This is a genomic window from Vibrio barjaei, from assembly GCF_001639065.2.
GTDB lineage: Bacteria > Pseudomonadota > Gammaproteobacteria > Enterobacterales > Vibrionaceae > Vibrio > Vibrio barjaei.
Genome location: NZ_LQXO02000046.1, coordinates 1 through 20,383, shown reverse-complemented (window position 1 = coordinate 20,383; position 20,383 = coordinate 1). Strand labels below are relative to the sequence as shown.

General features: G+C 42.2%; 20 protein-coding genes. 7 read left to right on the top strand and 13 right to left on the bottom strand.

Annotated features, from left to right (window positions below):
• Positions 1 to 95 precede the first annotated feature (95 nt).
• On the top strand, positions 96 to 563 hold the full coding sequence (locus tag AWH66_RS20010; RefSeq protein ID WP_063605285.1) for a hypothetical protein: 468 nt from the start codon (positions 96 to 98) through the stop codon (positions 561 to 563).
• Positions 564 to 1,323: 760 nt separating this feature from the next.
• Here AWH66_RS20010 and AWH66_RS20005 read toward each other — a convergent pair.
• The 4 genes from AWH66_RS20005 to AWH66_RS19990 all read right to left on the bottom strand — a co-directional run bounded on the left by AWH66_RS20005 (position 1,324) and on the right by AWH66_RS19990 (position 4,469).
• Positions 1,324 to 2,223, bottom strand: coding sequence for a transporter family protein (locus AWH66_RS20005; RefSeq protein ID WP_063605284.1), 900 nt, complete (start codon positions 2,221 to 2,223; stop codon positions 1,324 to 1,326).
• Between the two features lie 12 nt (positions 2,224 to 2,235).
• Positions 2,236 to 3,042 (bottom strand): hypothetical protein, encoded by an 807-nt coding sequence (locus AWH66_RS20000; RefSeq protein WP_063605283.1) that lies wholly within the window; start codon positions 3,040 to 3,042, stop codon positions 2,236 to 2,238.
• Positions 3,043 to 3,101: 59 nt separating this feature from the next.
• Positions 3,102 to 3,413, bottom strand: coding sequence for a hypothetical protein (locus tag AWH66_RS19995; protein ID WP_063605282.1), 312 nt, complete (start codon positions 3,411 to 3,413; stop codon positions 3,102 to 3,104).
• A gap of 63 nt (positions 3,414 to 3,476) precedes the next feature.
• A complete protein-coding gene (locus AWH66_RS19990; RefSeq protein ID WP_063605281.1) occupies positions 3,477 to 4,469 on the bottom strand; it encodes a DUF1989 domain-containing protein in 993 nt (330 codons plus the stop codon).
• A gap of 168 nt (positions 4,470 to 4,637) precedes the next feature.
• On the opposite strand from AWH66_RS19990, the gene AWH66_RS19985 reads away from it, so the two are divergent.
• A complete protein-coding gene (locus tag AWH66_RS19985; protein ID WP_063605280.1) occupies positions 4,638 to 5,513 on the top strand; it encodes a LysR family transcriptional regulator in 876 nt (291 codons plus the stop codon).
• A gap of 2 nt (positions 5,514 to 5,515) precedes the next feature.
• Here AWH66_RS19985 and AWH66_RS19980 read toward each other — a convergent pair whose 3' ends face one another.
• Both AWH66_RS19980 and AWH66_RS19975 read right to left on the bottom strand, forming a co-directional pair.
• Positions 5,516 to 6,391: a LysR family transcriptional regulator gene (locus AWH66_RS19980; protein ID WP_063605279.1), complete on the bottom strand. Its 876-nt coding sequence runs from the start codon at positions 6,389 to 6,391 to the stop codon at positions 5,516 to 5,518.
• On the bottom strand, positions 6,384 to 7,274 hold the full coding sequence (locus tag AWH66_RS19975; protein ID WP_063605278.1) for a LysR family transcriptional regulator: 891 nt from the start codon (positions 7,272 to 7,274) through the stop codon (positions 6,384 to 6,386). The genes AWH66_RS19980 and AWH66_RS19975 overlap by 8 nt, the downstream gene beginning before the upstream one ends.
• Positions 7,275 to 8,129: 855 nt before the next feature.
• Here AWH66_RS19975 and AWH66_RS19965 point away from each other — a divergent pair.
• Positions 8,130 to 9,011: a LysR family transcriptional regulator gene (locus AWH66_RS19965; RefSeq protein ID WP_063605276.1), complete on the top strand. Its 882-nt coding sequence runs from the start codon at positions 8,130 to 8,132 to the stop codon at positions 9,009 to 9,011.
• A 33-nt stretch (positions 9,012 to 9,044) separates the two neighbouring features.
• On the opposite strand, the gene AWH66_RS19960 is transcribed toward AWH66_RS19965, so the two are convergent.
• Positions 9,045 to 10,259, bottom strand: a complete 1,215-nt coding sequence (locus AWH66_RS19960) for a hypothetical protein (RefSeq protein ID WP_063605275.1) — start codon at positions 10,257 to 10,259, stop codon at positions 9,045 to 9,047.
• Positions 10,260 to 10,481: 222 nt separating this feature from the next.
• Positions 10,482 to 11,417 carry a DUF1989 domain-containing protein gene (locus AWH66_RS19955; protein WP_063605274.1) on the bottom strand — a complete coding sequence of 312 codons (936 nt, stop codon included), beginning with the start codon at positions 11,415 to 11,417 and terminating at the stop codon, positions 10,482 to 10,484.
• A gap of 298 nt (positions 11,418 to 11,715) precedes the next feature.
• Here AWH66_RS19955 and AWH66_RS19950 point away from each other — a divergent pair, with 298 nt between their 5' ends.
• Positions 11,716 to 12,594: a LysR family transcriptional regulator gene (locus AWH66_RS19950; RefSeq protein WP_063605273.1), complete on the top strand. Its 879-nt coding sequence runs from the start codon at positions 11,716 to 11,718 to the stop codon at positions 12,592 to 12,594.
• Positions 12,595 to 12,627: 33 nt separating this feature from the next.
• Here the strand turns inward: AWH66_RS19950 and AWH66_RS19945 are convergent, their stop codons facing one another.
• Together AWH66_RS19945 and AWH66_RS19940 are read right to left on the bottom strand one after the other, a co-directional pair.
• On the bottom strand, positions 12,628 to 13,101 hold the full coding sequence (locus AWH66_RS19945; protein ID WP_063605272.1) for a hypothetical protein: 474 nt from the start codon (positions 13,099 to 13,101) through the stop codon (positions 12,628 to 12,630).
• 68 nt (positions 13,102 to 13,169) lie between these two features.
• Positions 13,170 to 14,330 carry a hypothetical protein gene (locus AWH66_RS19940; protein ID WP_063605271.1) on the bottom strand — a complete coding sequence of 387 codons (1,161 nt, stop codon included), beginning with the start codon at positions 14,328 to 14,330 and terminating at the stop codon, positions 13,170 to 13,172.
• A 742-nt stretch (positions 14,331 to 15,072) separates the two neighbouring features.
• Here AWH66_RS19940 and AWH66_RS19935 point away from each other — a divergent pair.
• Positions 15,073 to 16,149, top strand: a complete 1,077-nt coding sequence (locus AWH66_RS19935; protein ID WP_063605270.1) for a hypothetical protein — start codon at positions 15,073 to 15,075, stop codon at positions 16,147 to 16,149.
• A gap of 239 nt (positions 16,150 to 16,388) precedes the next feature.
• On the opposite strand, the gene AWH66_RS19930 is transcribed toward AWH66_RS19935, so the two are convergent.
• Complete coding sequence (locus tag AWH66_RS19930; protein ID WP_063605269.1) at positions 16,389 to 16,697, bottom strand: helix-turn-helix domain-containing protein; 309 nt, start codon at positions 16,695 to 16,697, stop codon at positions 16,389 to 16,391.
• A 101-nt stretch (positions 16,698 to 16,798) separates the two neighbouring features.
• Here AWH66_RS19930 and AWH66_RS19925 point away from each other — a divergent pair, with 101 nt between their 5' ends.
• Together AWH66_RS19925 and AWH66_RS19920 are read left to right on the top strand one after the other, a co-directional pair.
• Positions 16,799 to 17,347 carry a hypothetical protein gene (locus AWH66_RS19925; RefSeq protein ID WP_063605268.1) on the top strand — a complete coding sequence of 183 codons (549 nt, stop codon included), beginning with the start codon at positions 16,799 to 16,801 and terminating at the stop codon, positions 17,345 to 17,347.
• Positions 17,341 to 18,732 (top strand): DEAD/DEAH box helicase, encoded by a 1,392-nt coding sequence (locus AWH66_RS19920; protein WP_063605267.1) that lies wholly within the window; start codon positions 17,341 to 17,343, stop codon positions 18,730 to 18,732. The genes AWH66_RS19925 and AWH66_RS19920 overlap by 7 nt, the downstream gene beginning before the upstream one ends.
• Positions 18,733 to 18,952: 220 nt before the next feature.
• On the opposite strand, the gene AWH66_RS19915 is transcribed toward AWH66_RS19920, so the two are convergent.
• Entirely contained in the window at positions 18,953 to 19,348 is a 396-nt protein-coding gene (locus AWH66_RS19915) for a cysteine peptidase family C39 domain-containing protein (RefSeq protein ID WP_063605266.1), read from the bottom strand.
• A 143-nt stretch (positions 19,349 to 19,491) separates the two neighbouring features.
• The gene (locus AWH66_RS19910; protein WP_063605265.1) at positions 19,492 to 20,307 is read right to left on the bottom strand and encodes a hypothetical protein; all 816 of its coding nucleotides are present in this window, start codon (positions 20,305 to 20,307) and stop codon (positions 19,492 to 19,494) included.
• Positions 20,308 to 20,383: the final 76 nt, after the last annotated feature.

Sequence of the window (20,383 nt, the reverse complement as noted above, 5' to 3'; positions counted from 1 at the left end):
TTTTCCTTGAACAGCAACCCTATAAAACAAACTAGTAAGGGGGATTGATTACACAGAGTGTCATCAATGCCATACCAGACTAATCGGAGCTGAATATGAGTGAAAAACTCAAAGGCAAAGCGCTTGATACTCGAATAGAGCATGAACTGCTAGAGATGCTAAATGAGGGCTACGAGCGCTCTCCAATAACTCAGGCAAACCTTTATAGAAGGCTAAAAGATAAGAATGTAATCAGCAGTAAAGCAACTTTGACTAGTCGTAAGAACTTAATAGAAACGTTCGCCAAAGAACAGGTAGAATCACTAGAGGGAACGTTCGGTGAAAGCGTTAAAGGTTCACGCTCTATGAGTAGAAAAGAACTGGAGACTGCTAACGCCAATCTCACTGACCAAGTCAAAGAATCAAGGCGCATGGTTCAAAAAAACACGACTTGCATCCTTAGCATGATTAAAGTCATTCGTGCGCAAACTACGGTCAAGAACATAGAGCGATGCTTGTCTCCTTATCTAATAAGAGAGTTACATGAACTGAAGGTGGCGGATAAATCCGATTACGATGAGTGACCTCGACAAGTTTTTTAAGAGACTGTCCTGGGCTGTAATTCGATGAGACTATCTGGCCGCATTGGAAGGCATAAAAGAGCAGACTGACCACCCCGACTGTATAGACGCACAGTCAGTCGTAGAGGCAGTTGCCAGCATTTTACGTGACAATGACCGCACTGCTGATTATTACCGGGACTACATTCAGCATTTGTTGCTGTTATCAAGTACAGGAAATATAAATCCACAGAGACTACTGATCAAGTGCCAATCAATTTCGCTAAAAGCCTCACTCAGCAGTTTCAAAAGCATGTCCTACTTCGGGTTTTGGTTATGCTGTATTCGAGTCATGGTTTCTTCCAGATAAGTATTAGATAAACTTTTCATTATTTTGGAATGAATGATGATGAAAATCATCAGTGGCACGACTATGTAGCTGTTTTATATAATATTTGTACGAATATAACTTGCTGTATTGATTAGAAAAACTAAGAAACCTAATCACTATTCAGCATTGTAGAAGGAACCCTAAAAGCTCTAAATTTACATTTTGAGAAAAGCAGCCAGCACAGAATGTAGATTTAACTCTGAAAATGAGGCTTGATGACAATGGTGCATTAAGACTAGCGTTGCCATACTGACTAAGTTGTTAAATGTAGCCTCAGCATCCAGCTGAGGCTACATCATAATTAGAAAAGGCGGATGAATACGCCGTCTGTAATAAAAGATATAGTCATAGCGCTAAGGCCAACTACAGTAACAATGGTAAACATCGCACCTCCTAAAACTTGTGTGAAAGTGTTAAGAAACCACGGGTTCCGTATGAGTGATTTTTCGGTCCTACTTCTTCATGAACTCGTAGTGAAAGTGAACTGTTAATTGCTTCGATTGGGGTGGTGAACTCCATCCCTAATGCAGATACATGAGAGCCATAGCGCCCCATAAGCAAGTAATTAGCTCCATCATATTGCACACCTCTATCACGATTTAAGTGACCAATATGATAGACGTAACCACCGAGTGTCATACCGTTATCAAACTTGCGTATCAGTGAACCTTCAACGTAGCCAATATCACCCGCTTGCCAACGATGTCCATTGCGAGTCGTTGCGGTGCGATGTTCATACTGTAAAGCACCGTTTACTTGCCACCGTTCATTAATATCGTAAGTGACGCCTGCGTTGAGCGTGTGCATGTCATAAGCTTTGTCGATGGACATACGGGAGGACTTCAATCCGAATCGCATCGAGTAGCCAGCCACGACATATAAATCATTTCCAACCGTCCAATTAAGTCGGATAGGATGTAGCCACGGGCTTCCACTCATGCCTACACCGACTTCTTCGTTCCCCTTATGAACTCCTCCAATGACCCCCGTAATACCAAAGCTATATCGGCCCCCGAGAATTCTAGTATCGGTGTAATAACTCAAATGTGGCAAAACTAAGTCCAAAGATGTGTACTTATCAGAGGAATGGTCTTGACCGTTTGCATTAACACCGCGGATATTGTAATGACCGAGTGTAATAGCACCGAGCCAACCTTTGCCTGGGTCTTTCGATGCATTTGCACCTGCACCACTACCTGGCTGCGTCGTCGTAAGCTCAGGACTTCCAAAATCAACAGTTGCGAATGCACTAACTGATAAGAATAATAATCCTATTAACGATAGTTTCTTCATAACATCACTCCATTACCAAAAAATGGAGTACTTAAGCCAACCTATCGTGTCATCACGATTTAGGTAACGCCCATGCTGTTTTTGAGTGTCATTTCGAACTTTGTGCTCAATTTTAAACTCTGCTGCTGACCACTCATTAAGCATGTACCCTCCACCTAGCTCGATATCGAGCATATCTTGGTCATATTTGTAGTAGTCATTAGCGTTGGAAGGCGTATCTGTGTAATGTGTGTAACGGGGGTTCGCGTAAAGCCAGTGTCCTTCATCAAATGCATAGAGGGCATACAGCGCAGGCTGAATAATCCCTGATGTGTAAGATTGACTGTCAGCTTTAGCTTTAGATGTCATTCCACCCACCGAAAGCATTGGGAAAACTGAAAAGCGATCGGTAAGATTGATCTTGTAAATCACACCGCCAACCGCGGTCGTCGAGTCCGCATTTTGATTGTGGGATCCAATAACGTCCATACTAAAGCCCAATCCATCGTTGACTCGAAAATAACGTGCTCGATATCCCATCCCTTTGGTACCTAAATTTTCAGCACCTGCACGGTCTCTATATTGCGCCGTTAAATCTAACTGAAACACGTTTTTGCCTTGTCCGTATACGAGATTGGTTTGAATGGCTCCGTCACCGTTATGAGAGACACCAAAGTTTTTAAATACTGCCGTTGGGTCACCATAGTTAACCCCATTGTTTTCTTCAGAAGCGAAACCCCTCGGCATTACCACTAACCCTATGGCAATGAGCAACACACGAGTTCCTATTGCAATGTATTTGCTGCGACGCTGATCCACAGCACGTGAAAATATTTTCATGAGAAACACCTATTTCAATAAAAAGCCCTGCAAATGCAGGGCTTCCTTGCCTTTGACTATTACTTGTTTCGATTCTTTCGTTTGAACTTCGAAAGAAACTTTGTTTTGACGAGTGCTAGAACAGGCTTCCCCAAAATGAATATTGGTAGTGCCGCCATTGCCTCTGCTGATATCAGATAACCTGCAGTGAGCTCCGTTATCTCCATCGCGGACAGGCTGAAGTGAACACTTATAGCAGAAATCATTACTGGGCTAGAAAGCATGAGCACATTACCCAGGATCATTACTGCTAAGGCTATTTTCTTTGTCGGTGTATTAACTAGATCTTTTAGTGTTGGCGCAGATGCCAACGGACTATTAATCGATTTCATATTTACCTCACTTAGGTTTAAAAAAGCCCCGATGTCTAGGGCTTCCTCCGCTTGGGTAGGTGACTAAAAACCGTTTCCAGCACCAACTTTTCCGTGCTTCATTCCAGGTCGACCTTGCATGACCCAATCCACTGCATTGATTGATTTCAATGGTGTTGTCTCAATGGTTTCGATTGGCCCATCTAATCCTTCTAGAATCTGAACCTTCACTGGATAGCACGTAAATTCCTCCAGTGAGGTCGTGTTGTTCTGATCACCTAAAGGACAAGGGCTGAACGCCACGTACATGTCGTGATGAACTAATACATCGACATGGTCCCCTTTCTTGAAAACACCTTTTGACGGGAACAACGAATAGTTCGTTGGGAATCGGTCATAGGCCATAGGTTGAAAGTGCATGAATACATGAGGGGTATGGAGTTCACGCGCTTTCTCCTCTCCCAAAAGCTCAACGAATGCCTGTGCAAGATTCGAATCACAGTTGTTGATATTTGGTTCACCTAGGTAGGTTTCCATCAAAGCAGCGTTGCAACGACCCGATGGATAAACAAAGCTATGTGACGCGAGGTCGCCATACATTTCTTTGAGGTTGTCGTGGTCTACCGTGTCCTCGATAATCGTTGCAATCGGGCGCGCATGAGGCGTGTTTGAGTAGTAGTGCTTGCCTTTCGTAAACACCAAATCACTAAATGAAGCCGTACAATAGCTGTCTGCATACTCACCTGTTGGGTTATCTTTCATTAGATACACAGTGTCGAGAATTTGGGGACCATCAATCAGCTCATAGCGAATAACTTGACCTTTCTTTAGCTCAAAGCTGTGGCCTTGATATGGTTGACAAATTCGCTCTTCAACGACACGTAAACCTCTTGCTGCATTAGCCATAGCTGCGTTAGTGACGTCATCGTATTGTGCTTTCAGCACTTTTTTATGTTGTCCTACTTTGTCGTCACCCGTATCCTGCACATTACCTTTTGAAAAAACGTGATAGCCAGCTTCTTTTACTGCTTCAAGTGTCGCTGCATCGATCATTGATTTAGTATTTGATTTAGACATTGTGTTTACCTCGACTATTTAGCTCATTAAGTTTTATGATGTATTCATGAACTTACCTGTTTGACGTCCTGTCGTTTCCATGGGTTGTACTTTATAATTTGATTCGAAATTTCCAAAAAAGGGTCCCTACGATATTTCTGTAGGGTGTAAAGAGTAGAGGTCTAGAAAATGGTAAACGTGGATCATGTGTCCTTGTTTGTAGCGTCTGTTGAATGTGGTTCATTCTCAGGTGCAGCAAGAGCTAAAGGGAAAAGTCTAAGTACTGTTAGCTTTGCTATATCTAGTCTGGAGGATAGGCTGGGGCTTTCGCTATTTGATCGTAAAAGTAAATACCCTACCCTTACAAAGGAAGGCGAGGCGCTATATCGAGTATCACGAAACCTACTTAGTCAAAGTGAACGTCTGGTTTCACTGGCCAATGGATTGTTAAACGAAGTTGAAGACACATTAACAATAGGTATTGACGATGTTGTTCCATTTGAAGTGATCGAAAGTGGCATCATAAAGCTTCAAAATAAATACCCTAATGTCAGAATTAACATAATTAGGCATTCAGTATCTGAACTTAAACAACTACACAAAGAAGGAAGGATACAACTTCTTATCGTGTTGTCTGAAGGGACATCTGATGATGGTTGTGAGTTTATTCATTTCGCCAACTTTGATGTTGTCGCAATTTGCTCTCCCGAGTCCCCTCTTTCAGAAACCCCGCATATTGATGCTGAGTACTTAGCTTCCCAACGCCAAATCTGCTGCGACACTATGAAAAGTAACCCCGGCTTTCAGCAATATATTGTTGGTACAGATACTTGGGAAGTAAGCGATTTTGAAGATTTAATTCGCTTAGTAGAGTTAGATTTGGGCTGGGCTGCGGTACCAAAGCCAATCGCTGAACGGTATATTTCGCTGGGAACAGTCACTCGATTCGATACCACAAAATTAACCAGAGCGAGTGATATTCTGGCCGTTGATCTTAGATACAACGTGACGGCGAGCCAAGGGGTCGCTCTCAGGTATCTCATTGAGCAATTGTCAGCCGGCTAGCTTTATTTTTGATGACTAGATGTTTTTGAAAAAAGCGCCTCAACGTATCGGTGTACAGGGCCTTTAATAGTAGATTCAGAGGACAGCATGTAGACTGGAAATGCATAGTCTAATCCCGTTAAGCCGCTATCGAAAGTAACAACTTTTTGCGCTTGATGAAACTCTTCCGTCAATTCAACCGGCACCAGAGACCATCCATACCCTTGACTCACAAGGCTGACAGCGTCCTCTAAAGTCGTACATTTTATGCGAGGTGAAGGCATCTCACTTAGCCCTCCCATACAGGTTTCTAGCAGCGATGTAATACTTTGGCAAAGTACAAACGCTCCTGTTTCAGGTGGGTATTGGTTTCGCTTTTTAATGATGTGTTCGGGTGCTCGAATCGCGACGAGGTTTATACTACATTTGGTTATGCTATCACCACCATGAGAACCAGGTATCAAAGCGAGGTTGAGATTACCCGATTGTAAGGCTCGACAAAGATCATCCTTATTAGCTCTTTTTACCGTTAACTTGGTATTTGGGTACGCATTGGCTACTTTCGCCAATTCCGCTTCAACAAGACTCAACGGCAATAGCTCTTCGATACCAACGGCTAACTTTTCTTCCACACCATTTACGAGGTCACGAGCAGCTGAATCAAGCTTTTGGGTCTGACTTAATAGTAACTTGGCTGAGTCGTAGATGATTCTTCCATCGACTGTCAATGTCGTACGTTTAGTTGTTCTATCGAGTAATACGACATCTAGGTAAGACTCCAACTGACCGATTGAATAGCTCACTGTACTGATACTTTTGTTTCGTAATCGAGCTACTGCTGAAAAGGATCCCTTATCAACAATATCAATGAATAACGACAATTGCTCCAGATTAATCATTGAACTGCCCCTTAGCTTTGTCACGCAAACTGTTCATTAAGCTTTGCATAACGGGGCCTCTTTTGAAGCTAGGCAGAACTCTGAGCTCCAATGGAATGCTAGTAGGGACACATTCAACCTCACTGAGGAACTCTACTATTGACCCAGCGTCTAAGTACGCTTTTGCGCTTTCTTTTGGAAGCATTGCCCAGCCGATATCTTGTTCAACCAATCGGATTTGTTCTTCACACCTTTCCACCACCCAAACATCGCTCGAGACTGTATACTGAGAGGACAGAGATACGTTTGTGACTTGGTCTTCAGTCATGACTTGACGGTATAGAGTTAAGGTTTCGAGTGACACCAAATCCTCATCGGTAAGCGCGGAATCAGGAGAACAGACTGTCGTTAAGTCAAGATTGGCGATGTGATAGAACTCGGTTCCAGAGGTATTAAACGCATCGGCAACAATGATCGCTGCATCAATATCACCAATCTCAAGCTGATGTAACAAGCGTTTCGCTGGCGCACGAATCAATGAAATATATGTAAGACTCTCTGCTTCAATATTGTCGAGGAAAGGTTGGATAAAAGAGATTGGCACTATTCCATCTAAGCCGATCTTTATTTGAGTCTCCTGTTGAGTCGTCATTCTAGCAATACTGTTTTCCAAGCGCGTCGCTTGCCAACAAACTTGTTGTGCCATGTCGTAGAGTTTTTTACCTTCTTCTGTCAGGTTTGCTTTACCACCAGAGCGATCAAATAAAGCACACCCCAGGTCATCCTCCAACTTGCCAACAGTAACCGCAACTGTGGTTGTTCCTTTGGATAGATGACGTGCTGCAGCTGAAAAAGAGCCGAGGTCGGCAGCGGTAATAAATATTTTAAGATGCTCTAAGTTCATTGGTGATACACACAAATTAAATGATCTGAGAAAAGCTAATACAAACATAGGGCACTATCTTCTCAAATTCCGCCATTCACACCTGTTAACAAGACCAAAAATTTTAATTTGTACAGAGAGCACCAGAACATATCATTGTTTTATATAACAGTTCACTTCTGTGCTTATAGCTGATCACTCTAGCTTCAACGAGCAGGTCTAACATAACCACAAAAGCTAGGTTTATGATGCTGTTCTGCGCACCAGTGAACTTTTTCATGCACTTATCGAGATAGAAAACGAACTCACGCTTCCTACAACAATGCCCAATATATGATTCATAATTCACGTAGATTGAGAAGTCAGGGTTTGGGTTACTAATCTTGTCGTTTATCTCGTCCAAGTTCTGCTTGGACAACTGGCCAATCAGAGATCTATCGAGATGAAAACCCTCAAAATGCCGTTGAATGGCAGGAATTAACTCTCTTAGTACATGGATGCACTTTTTAGTATCCAAATCCGAGTGATATCGCACAACGGTCTTCATGTTTATACCCTACAACTTTCTATACACTTATTAACAAGCAAGTGAGTGAGCAGAAAATATCTATCCTTACACTATGAAGGCTAGTTACTAGCAGTTCATCACTATACTAAGTCGCTTACCTTGTCGTCTCAAATAGGGTTCCTACGAGAATCCCGAAGGATAGAATCTTTACATTTCAATTAGTTAAGAAGTAAAGTCACTAGAAAACGCTCATTTATCATCTTTGTACCCACTTACACAAACAAAGAAAGATATCGAGCACGATTTCCTTTTTTGATCGTCACCTGAGCCCGCCTATAATTTATGGAACATAATGAATCGGAGCCCTTATGATTAATCTTGAATACGTTAACTATTTCATTTGTGCGGCTGAATTGGGCTCCTTCTCCGCTGCAGCAAGAAAAAAGAAGAAAGCCCTCACGACCGTTAGTGCGGCTATTGCAAATTTAGAAGATCAGCTTGGAGTCAAACTGTTCGATAGAACCATGAAATATCCGGAATTGACTCCAGAAGGACAGAGAATGTATGAGATTGGTGTCCAATTGCTCCGACAAGCCGAGAGAATGGAGGTTATGGCTCACAGCATCATAAACGATATTGAGGAGCAACTTGTGATCGGCATGGATGAGCTCGTCCCTTTCTCGCTAATCGAACCTATCATTGCTAAGTTTGAAGCCAAATTCCCAAATACCAAACTGAGGCAAACTCGCAGTACCGTAAATCAACTCTATCGAATGCTCGACACGGAAGAAATAGATCTCGCCATTCATTTTGCTAATAGCTTCAAGAATGTATCCGCTGACTACTATCACATTGCCAATATAGAGATGGTCGCTGTTTGCTCTCCCGATTCGCATCTGTCGGACTCTGACTCAGTTAATGGTGAGCAGCTCGTAGAGACCAGGCAAATTTGTAGCTCTGGCCTAATGAGCAATGAAATGTTGAACGACTTTATTGTTTCAAACGAGGTGTGGGAGTTTGCATCTACAGATGACGTAATAAGGGTTGTGGAGAATGATCTGGGTTGGGCAATCGTACCCAAGTCCATTGCGGATGAACGCGCTCAACTAGGGACGTTAAAAGTCATGAATCTAGAGAATAACTTTGCAAAGACCACGTTTATGCTCGATTTTAAAGTCAACCCAAGCTTGAGCCACGGCCCAGCTCTATCCTACATGGTGGAACAACTAAAAGGGATTCCAAACTCATAGAAAAAACGGCCGCATAGGGCCGTTTTACTAATATTATGATTGACGCCATATACCCGCTGTAGAACAGTGAATACCTGAACCAGTCAATGAATAGATTGTGTTATATGGTACTTGCTCACACAACCAACCTCTCCCTTCCAACTCTGATACAAGATTGTCGCATCCTGATGGAAGAATCAGTTTCTGGTCACCAAGAGGCTCATTGTTACAAGCACCTTGCTTAAAGTCTTCGTAAGATACCTTAATCACTTCCCATCCTTTAAGCGCTTCAATTTCTTCAAGAGGTGTAATCAATGCCTCTTCATAGACGGCGACTAGTCCCTCCTCTAGTGGAGCCATCATACAATCAATGTGATAAGTATAATTGCTGTTGAAGTACACAATCTCAGTTTCCCAGCCCAGCGGCTTGAGCATACGCGTTAGGATTTCTGCGCCATATTCATCACCGCTTGAGCGAGGCTTGCTAGGGTCATTAATATGTGATGGATCTTCTACACCAATACCAATAATGACTTTTTTATTCAAAACAATTGGGTCCCCCGGCGCTAGGAATGGCCCTAAGTTCTTGCGGTCTGCTGCCGGAAAATGCGCTGGCATCGACATCCAAATTGCTTCTTTATCGTTCTTCATTATTTCGTTAATAGCTTCGCGGTGCGCTAATTCTGAGATGCATGAGTTCGATACTTCCCAAAATGACACAAATGCATGACCAAATGATTCACTCGCAGACTGTCCGAATAGAGTCCACTGACGCTGACCAGACCATGCGTAGTTATAGTCAACCAGCTCTTTTGGCGTTGAACCAGTTTCATTTCGAATTACATGCACGCCATGTTTGCGAAATGCAGCCGCCAATGCATCAGATTCGCTTTTCATCTGCTGCGCAATTTCTGGATTCGATTCCCACAAGTTAGTGCCGCCATATTTGACCATAAAGTCTTTAAGTTCCTCAGGTGCACCCTTTAATAGATTGTTGTACTCCCACATATCAACATCCGGGATCCAAAGTTCACTGGCATTTCCAACCAACACGGCACGCGCCTTTGCATATTCACTTTCTACATAGTGACGAATACCTTTCCCTTGCTCTGCCATACCAGGGATCACTTCTCCCTCCTTAGGGATAACGTTTTTAAAATCCTTTGCTGTTAGGTGTAACTTCGCCTTCGTCGATACGCTGTTGCTAATCTCGCCAGCTATTCCAGCGTTCTTCGAGAATTCTCTGCGGTCATTGTTTGTAGTAGACATGTTAATCTCCAACTCTGTTAGTTAATGTGTAATTAATGAAGCGTTCGCTTCGTTCATTTGATGTGCACATTATGACCAACTAACAGGAAAGGTATGAGTAAGCTCCTTACCGATTTTTCGAACATATAACTGTATACACATAGCAGCACAGCTGAGGTGATAATTCCTCCAAGGATAAAAAGCACCCCAAAAAAAGCCCCGCTATTGCGGGGCTAAACTATGTTACAACTTCGATGGAGCTATTTTACCAGTAATCATTCCCGGGCGACCAGAAAGTACAAAGTCTACAGCGTTGGCGCTCTTCAGATTTGGGTTTGGTGCTGTCTCAAGAGGACAATCTTTACCCTCGAAAATCTTTACTTTCACTGGTGAGCAGACCATGTCCTCCATTCCACCTAGTTCGTTCTGGTTGCCCATTGGGCATAGAGATACTGCCACCAACAGATCTTCATGTACCAATAGCTCAACAAAATCACCTGTTTTAATCACCCCATCACTTGGGAAGTAAGTAAGTGCGGTGTCCGGCAATTTATCAAACGCAATAGGCTGAAAATGCATAAATGCAGCAGGCTGAATATATCGACGCGCAAGCTTTTCTCCACCCAACTTCAAGAATGCTTCTGCGAAGTTGACGTGACAGTTATTTGCGTTGACTGTGCCGTAAGTATGTTCCCAAGTAGATGCGTTGCACGCCCCGTTGTGAAGAACATAAGAATGCGCAGCCAACGGTCCATATTTCTCTTTTAAGAGTTTATTATTTACGGTATCTCGCGTAAGAGTTAACAATGGTCGTCCAAAAGGCGTATTAGAATAGTAGTGTGAGCCTTCTACTTGAACATGTGGTCCGAAACACGCAGTGTTAAAGCTATCTGCATACTCTTCCATCGGGCGCTCTTTAACCATATAGAAACAATCAATAATTTGTGAATCCTGCATAACCTCGTAGCGGAGCACTTGACCTTTTTTGACTTCAAAGCTGGAACCGTGGTATGGCTGCATTTCAAACTCATTCACTAACTCTAACTTACCATCGATCGATGCTTGTTTGGCTTTAATTCCTGCAGTGTCGAAAGGAGCATTTACTTTCGCCTTGGCCATTTTGATCAAATCTTGTTCTTCCATAGCCGCTTGATTAGTCGCATTCGTTGATTTATTCATATCAATAACCTCATTCGTTTATTTCAGTCTCATCAAGTCCGTTTGCAGCTATCGACGGTTAGCTTAGCCACTCAATTTGCCAAACGCATGCCGATACATTTTGGTACTACATAAGCAACTTCACTTGCTTATACTTTACATTTTCCAAACCTAGGGAGCCAAAGAAGTTACAGGCTATTGCTAGCTTTGCATTGCTATGACTGCCTTGGATGACTAAACTATAAAGGCTTCCGTTAGAACCATGAAATGGCCAAGATACGAAAATTTCGTACATCGATATAATTGGAGGAGTCTAATCATGCTCAACATCGAACACTTGACTTTGTTTGTGTCGGCCGTCGACAGAGGGTCGTTTACTGCAGCGGGAAGAGCAAATAACAAAAGCTTGAGTACGGTGAGTTCTGCGATTTCTAGCTTGGAAGACAAACTGGGGCTCGCATTGTTTGATCGCACGGGAAAATACCCAACACTCAATGACCAAGGCCGCGCGATCTACCCTGTAGCCTGCAATTTGATTTTCCAAAATGACAAAATTGTATCTATAGCAAACAGTTTTCTGAGTGACGTTGAGGACAGTATTACCATCGGTGTTGATCAGGTCGTCCCGATAGAATTGATTGAACATGGCTTGATATTGCTCGCTGACAAATATCCCAACATCAACCTCTCGATAATTCGGGGAAGTTTAGTCGATTTACGTGAAGCTTTAGCAAAAGAAAAAGCACAGTGTATAGTTGTACTTTCAGAGGGAACTTCTGGCGATAACTGCGAGTTTGTACACTTTACAAACTTCGAAATTGTTGGGATATGCTCTACAGAGAGCAACTTGGCAGGAAAAAATATATCAAGCATGTCTACCCTAGCATCTCATCGACAAATCTGTTGTAAAGCGATGTTCGATAATCCTGGCTACCAGCAGTTTATTATTGGATTTGAAACATGGGATGTGGATGATTTTGAAGGCGTTGTGAGGCTGGTTGAGCTTGATTTGGGTTGGGCATTAATACCTAGAGTAGTCGCTGAGAAGTATGTAGCTCAAGGGACTATCAACCTGCTCGAAACATCAGAAATTAGTCGAACTAGTAATGTACTTTCTGCCGAAGTTAGGTTTCCATCTAACTTAGTCCGCAGACCTGCTTTGAGTTTTCTCATTTCCAAACTGACTCAAATGGTCTAAGAGGCGCATTCCCTTGCTCATACGCTAAGTATACTAGTAGCGCAGTATTGCTAGCATTCGATGGAAAAGTCGTTGCCCCGCAATAACAAAGCCTATCAACACACAAAAATCACCGACCAAGGAATTAATATAACTAGTACCGATTTGGCCGTTTGATAACAATACTTGTTCTGGAAAAGCGTACAGCTCAATGGTTGTCACTAATAATCCAAAGCCGATAAGTATAAGACCTGAGTAATACTTTAGCTTGCTGTCTACATGCCAACCGACCATGTGACTAAACAGAGCAGACACTTTCGATACAATAAGTTTGACGTTTTCTTTACCAGCTACAATCGCTGCGAAAACCATAAATATTTCCGGTCCCCCAACGACGGCAACACCAATGATGGACGTTTTCCATGCCGATGATAAAGACGTACTTAGTACAAGTGGACTTACAATAAAAGGTAGAGCTACGCCCAAAAAGACTAGTACCACCCCTAGATAAAACCGATATTTATTCACAATAGGCTCCATATAAAGTTTTTAAAACAACTAAGCCCCTAGGAAGGGGCTTAGTTTTAGATAGACGTTTAGCTTTTAAACGACTCAGGGATTGTATTGTTCTCTCGGGCCACTGTTAACGTCGCACAGCGAATCGAACCGCCAGTTGACGCAACTACTTCACATTCAATCTCAACAGGGCGAATACCACGCTTCTCTAGACCTTCAACCAAAGTTGGACCTGTTCGGCGGCTAGGCACCATCACTCGATACTGACCAGTTGCATCAGGTCCAAGTGATACAACATTTGCGCCCGCTCTATCAGCATCTTCCGCTGGTAGCCAAATAATATCTGCATCTTTCAAAATCTTTGGCAAGCCATCTAGGAAAGTGCCTTCAATGACCGCAAACGTATTTGGTGCAATATTGCCAAACAAGTAATCTAAGTGGAAAGCTAAGTCTCCGTTGAAGCGAACAATATGGACGGTGAAACCAAATCGTTCCATCATACGCTTGAAGTGCTCTGCACCTTCTAAGTTGGTTGATGTCGCCTTCTCTTGACCTGTAGCCTCACCAACGCCAACAATGATGTTTTTATCATCAAGCATACGAATATCACCACCTTGGACAAAGAGCGTATCACTGTCATCTGCTGCTTGGTCATATGGAGCACTCGCCGATATTGCTGCCCACACAGCATTCGGGTTCTCTTGGTATTTCTTTCTATAAACTTCACGTGACTGGAAGCCAGCGAGAGCTGATTCTAGAATGTTATCTGAGCTCATCATCTCCACAAGCACGTCACCAAACACCTGATAGTTACTCGCAAGAGTCACTGGCCAGTACCCTGTACCGTCTGCCCAGCCAAAGTAATCCAATTGACGCTCAGTTGGAGCTTCAAGCACATTAACAATCACTCCTTCTGCCTCATATGCTGCTTTCATATCGGCGTGGAGTTGGTTGTATGCTTCTACAATTTCTGGAGCAAATGCTTCAAATGGAATACGCTGACCTTCTTCGAATTGGTCATAGAAGTCACCCGACAAATATGGAATATGGTCTGCAAAGTTATCTGTCGATTTACCTTTTGGTGGATAAGCTGCACCAATGGTGTGACCGATAATGACTTCTCTTAGTGTACTGTGCTCGTCTCGTTGATACATCATAGGGCTAGTATCGATACCCATTGCTTTCATGACCGCTTCACGAACTTCTGCTGATGATGACTCTTGACGGAATGCTTTTGACATAATGATTACCTCGATTAAGTATTACGAATTAAGTGATATTCATGGAAACTTTCGAAGACCTCCTGTCCGTTCCATGTGGTGTAATCTACAGTTCAATCGAAGAATCTCTAAATAGGTTTCCTACAGAAAACCTGTAGGTATGATAATTCAATACAACGGCGCATTTGGATAAAGAATAGAGATATTCTTTCATTTTCAATTGTATAGGATAATTCTCCCTGATATGGATATAGCTAACCACTGCATCTGAAAAACGAGTAACAATAGAAATTTTGGAGGTTTACGTAGTTTGGGACCAACTGAATGCGACCACTGACATTAGTAGTAAGACGAGCGCCTAATGCTGAGTGAACACCAGTCTTCTATTTCCAAAATAAAGTTAGTCAAGAATAAGCGAGGTAATCTAGTTTGTGATTAGATGTTCGTGATTCACTTCATCTAATTGCTAATTAACCGTAACATCAGCGACACCACCAACACTCCTATCGTCTTCAATCAAACCTCATTTTGGAGAGTGCAACCTTTCGAAATACCAGTAAGAAGCAAACTTAATTATACCGATTCAATAAGAGATAATACTTACATCAAGACGAGGGACAACAAGTTACTCTCTTGAGCAAAGGAGTTAATCAACACTTAGACATTGATGAGAATTGGAGCAAATAAGTTAGTTGCTGTCCAACACAATCTCTATGAGTTCATGGACGTTAAATAAACGAAATAACAAATTGAGGTAATTACTATGAAACGCCAACTAAGACAGCAAACTGAGTACGGCCAACTTAAAGAAGTCATCATCGGTCGCATTGATGAGCATTATTCCTTGCCACCGAAGTCCGAGTCTTCTGCCACTTATACCGAGCATATTACAACACTCAAAGATGGATTCTATGACCAATTTGAAATAGGAGAAACTATCTCTATTAAAGAAAAACTACCAGAAGCGTATGCTGCCGTTCAAAAGATGCTAAAGCAGCTTAAAGAAGCGTATGAAAGTGAAGGGGTGAAGGTGTTACAAGGTGAAGCTTCAACTCCAGAAATGAGAAACTATTTTGGTTATATCCCGCATGGGTTCATTGATACTCATCCTGCTGCTGAATTCCAAGTCTACGGAGACATTTTGGTTGAATCCATTGTCTCAAACAACTGTCTTGAGACAGCAGCTGGACAATGGACTGTTCAACGTATTTATCGTGATAAGTTCAACAATGATCCTAATGTTACCTGGTTCTCTATGCCAGCAGCCTACCCATTTGATTTCAACAAACCTGGGGTGAACAAAGACAAAGAAACTGCTCACATTCACGCTGCTGACGTAAGAATGGTCGATGAGAAAAATCTCATTGTTGGTATCGGTTTCGCTCCCGGTCAAGAAGCTGCTGCGTCGTCGAACCTTGAGGGAGCGGAACAATTTAAGCGAGTAATGGAAAAACACGGCTATAAAGTTCATGTGGTCAGGTATAATGCCGAAATTACCTACCATATGGATTATGTCTACGGAGTGGTCGCTCCAAAACTCATTGTAACACCAGAGTCTCCATGGTTAGATGGATTGCCAGAGGTGTTGAACTTGCATGACATCATTGAACTACCAATCGAAGAAGTGAACGTCGGTGGCTGTAACCTTGTTTCATTAGGCCCTGATGAAAAAGGTCAATACCGAGTCGTAGGTCCAAATAAAGAGTTGGCACCCACCCTTCATTCGGAACTTGCTAAACGTAACGTAAGAGTCGTAGGAATTGATACTAAGATTCCAGCCGAATTGATGGGAGCAGCTCGCTGCGCAACCCTAGTCACGCTTAGAGACGACTCGATTTAGACTTAGTTGAGAATCCAATGCCCTCTCCGACCACGAGAGGGCATTTACTACAGTCAGGAGGGCTAAGCATATATCCGATCACTTCGAAGATTCAAATCATGAAACTAATGAACCGAAAATTAAGCTCAAATTCGGTTTCGGAATGCTAATATTATGCTACTGATTGGTTATAATCACTCCACTTTCGGGAGATAGTATTGCACCTATAGGGACTCTAGCAGTGTAGATCATAATCTCTATCATTTTTCGCCGTTAAGATTCTCCAATAACGCCATCTTTTCCTCATCACTCATCTTATCAATTGCGCACGCTAACCGAGCGCTCAATTCACTTCTACAGAAAAAGTAGTTTAGTGGAACATCTAACTCTTCCGCCATTCGTTCGAGAGCACTAATATCTGGTACGTGTCTACCCTTCTCATAATGGTTCATCCGCCCGCTTGCAGAGCTTTCTTCGATGCCGATTTTCACCCCTAGTTCTTTCTGGGTGATCTTGGCTTTTTTACGTGCTGCTTTAAGCCTCGCCGGAATTGGGTTGTGTTTTTGCACTTAGACATTTCTTATCCACCTTTCGATAACTTAGATTGTCTAAGTTTTACTGATTTTTGTATACTTAGCAATCCTAAGTTTTTATGCGTGTAAATAATCGAATGAAACAACTACAAAAAATCAACGGCCATATGTTTAACTTGTTGATAAAAAGGGAAATGGATAACTTTTCGGTCATAGAAGCTAGAGATGCTTTGATGACTCTGAGTGGAGAATTTGAAAATCGACAAGAAGCTAGGAAGTATGTTTATCGGCAAATTTTAGCATTTGAACGCAAGGGGTGGCTGGTTGCAACGGGTAGCAATAGGTCAAAAAAATATCAAAAAACTGAGTTGATGAATTCTCTCCATATGACGTCCCATAAGTTGAAAAATAATCCAAGTGAAGTTTCCGTCTCTAAATTTTCGCACGAAAACTTTGATTTGAAGGTTTTGCAAAACGAGAAAAATGAATATGAAGGCGAACTTGCCATCGTGCTTAGTGAAATTGAGGAATGTCAATTGTTGATGGAGCGTTTTCCAATGAATAAAGATTTATTTCTCGCCATGTTTATTGAAAGCAAAGAGCTGTCAGCTAAGCTGCTGGCTAAGATTAATGTGCGGACTAAAGCTATTCAGGCGTCAAAAAGAGAGGCTTCATCGTCATGTTGAGAATGTGGCAGGAAGAATGCGTTACTGCAGCGCTCAAAAAGTACGAAAACTCAACAAAACACTTTTTCTGTCAAGCAACGCCAGGCGCAGGAAAAACGGTGATGGCAGCGGAATTGACTAAGTGCTTATTTCTAGAGGACAAGATAGACCTAGTACTCTGTTTCTCGCCTTCTACCATTGTCGCGCTAGGAATTAAAGAAACATTTGCTCGGTATTTAAATTGCTCTTTTGATGGTGGTTTGGGATCTCTTGGTGCGTCCTATACCTACCAATCTATCCGTTTCTTTGCTGATGCTTTCTGGAACACCATAAGAAAGTATCGAGTTCTGGTTGTTTTTGATGAAATTCATCATTGCTCGTATGATGATGAAGGTCGCTCAAATGTTTGGGGAGTTCAAATTATCAGCAAGATTCAAAGCCTTGCTAGTTATACATTAGCATTGTCAGGGACTCCTTGGCGTTCGGATAATGTACCTATAGCGATGGCCGAATACACAGATACCGATGGGTGTTTGGTGTGTGACTATCGATACGAACTGAGGCGTGCTGTCCAAGAGAGAGTATGCCGTGCTCCCAAGATTATATTGCTAGATAGTGAGCAACTTTCACTAAGAAAAGGTACTGAAATTAAGGCGTTTGGGTCTATATTGGAATTACTCAAGGAATCCGATACTTCCTACAGAAGTGTGATTCAAAATGAAACAGCAATGAACCACTTGCTTAAATTAGGGGTTCACAAACTTGACGAGATTCGACGTAGTTCTCCAGATGCCGGTGGGTTGATTGTCGCTGCATCTGTACAACATGCCAAAACCATTCAATCATCACTCATTCAATACTTCGGGCAATCAGCCAGCATTGTGACATACCAACACGAGAATCCCTTAGAGGAAATTGATGTCTTTCGACACTCCAATACTCAATGGATTGTAAGTGTGGGCATGATAAGTGAAGGTACTGATATACCAAGATTACAGGTGTGCTGTCATCTAAGTGCAGTAAAGACTGAGTTGTATTTTAGGCAAGTGTTGGGGCGAATCTTAAGAGTGAATCACGCTTCAAATCAGGAAGCGTGGTTGTTTACCTTTGCGGAAAAAAACCTAATGGAATTTTCAGAACGAATTGAGCAAGATATTCCAGATACGTGTATGTATCTGAAGCAACATAACATAGATTTAAGTGGTGTCAATGATGGGTTAGAAGTAATAGCGAATGAACATACTGGAAAGGCTCCATTTCAAACAGGTGGTACGCACCTCAAATGGCACAATATAGAAGCACAGCCAGGCGGGCTACCCAGATCAGAACTGTTACAAGAAGAATTAAAACTTAGTCAGTTTAAGCAGCGTGTGATTGCCGCTTTTTTTGGCAGTTACTGCAATTGACCTTGCAGATTTATCGGTAAATAAATTCTAAGCCAATCTGGTCGCACTGACATTGTTCGAGTTAAAGCCCTAAATTGTTTAGAGGATGTTTGACAGCCGGGGGAATCCATGTAGCCCTGTTAAAGAGTGAGAATACCGAAGCCCCCGCATACCGCCTTAAACACTAAACGTAACGCATGGCAAAAATGCCAAGCGTTGCGAATCACTCTTAAACAGATTGTTAGGGCTTAGGACTTATTAACAAATACTGACCTGCTCCTTTACGACCTCTATAGTGATTAATTACAGAAGGAGCCAATGGGTTGGGATCTAAAATAACCCTATCACTAGCCTTAACAACCCAGTGCCAATAATTTCCGGTGCGCACGTTCACTTTCACGATAGATGGAGTGCGGACATTGCTCCAAGAACAAAACCTTTTACGTTTTACAGCAAAGCCTAATGTGTCTAAGACTTTGATGAGATCTTTGTGAAAGGTGTAATACTGTCCATCGACCACCAAATTATGTTGGTAGAAAACTTCTTCAACACGTTCATAGGTGAATCCAGTAACCATTGCTATACATGCAACCCCACAGTCCCCTTGTGCATACTTTCTTTGTACTACTCGATTCATTATTTCTCCGAGAGCCCTAACGCCCGCTTAAGTGGTGAGCAACGCAATACGATGATTCCGCACACTACGTTGATCAATGAAATCAACGCATAGTGTAAATGCCACACGTTGCGAATCCGTCTTAAAGCGTTTGTTATATCGCATTACGCTTTGATCGGGTAGCTAATAATTGTTTGATAATCAGTCAATACGTACATCTGGTCTCCTTTTAACTCTACAAAAGGAAAATCTGCATATTTTACATTATGTGAAGAAAGACTTAGAGACATCTTTGTTGCATTGAAATCCAGTTTATGTGCGTGTGCAGGATATATACCTTGTCCCTTCGGTGTTACCAAAAATGCAATTGGAAAGAACGATAGTAAACTTAAACCCGTAGAATGACCTTGGTTGCGGAAGTACACGTATTTTGCACTTAAATGGCGATTGTGTGGGTAGAACCAATAGTAAATATCATGAGAACTATCTAACGCTTTGTCATTACCCAAAACAAATTTTTTCAATGGAGAAAAATACTCTGTTTCTTCTTGCGGGGTTCGGCACTCCGTTACAGATGTTGCAGATAATATATGTCCTATCATTGCTCGAGCATATTTCACCGGATTAATGTCAACTGAGATAAAGTTAAATGGATTGTTTATATTCGAATAGTATGCCTTGATTTTCTCAGTTAGCATCTTTGATACTTCAGCTACTTCTACATCATTAGCACCTAAAATCTCACTATTACACTTATGACAGATAGTCTTGAATTTACTTCCGTTTGGAGATCGAACACCTTTGATAGAGTTTGCTTTTGCTCCGGACATTTCCGAAACATGTCTCTGTTCAACTTTAGTAATCGTCACAGCACCTTGAGGTGGAACATGATCAATTGACAACCTGCCAAACTCACCACAGATTAGACAATAACCATTAGCAATCTTTGTATGTCTAACACGTTCTGAAATCTTCACCATACATCCTCTGCGATATAACGCCCAATTAAGGTGATGAGATGGTCTCCCCCTACCACTTCACATGTCTATCAGCCAT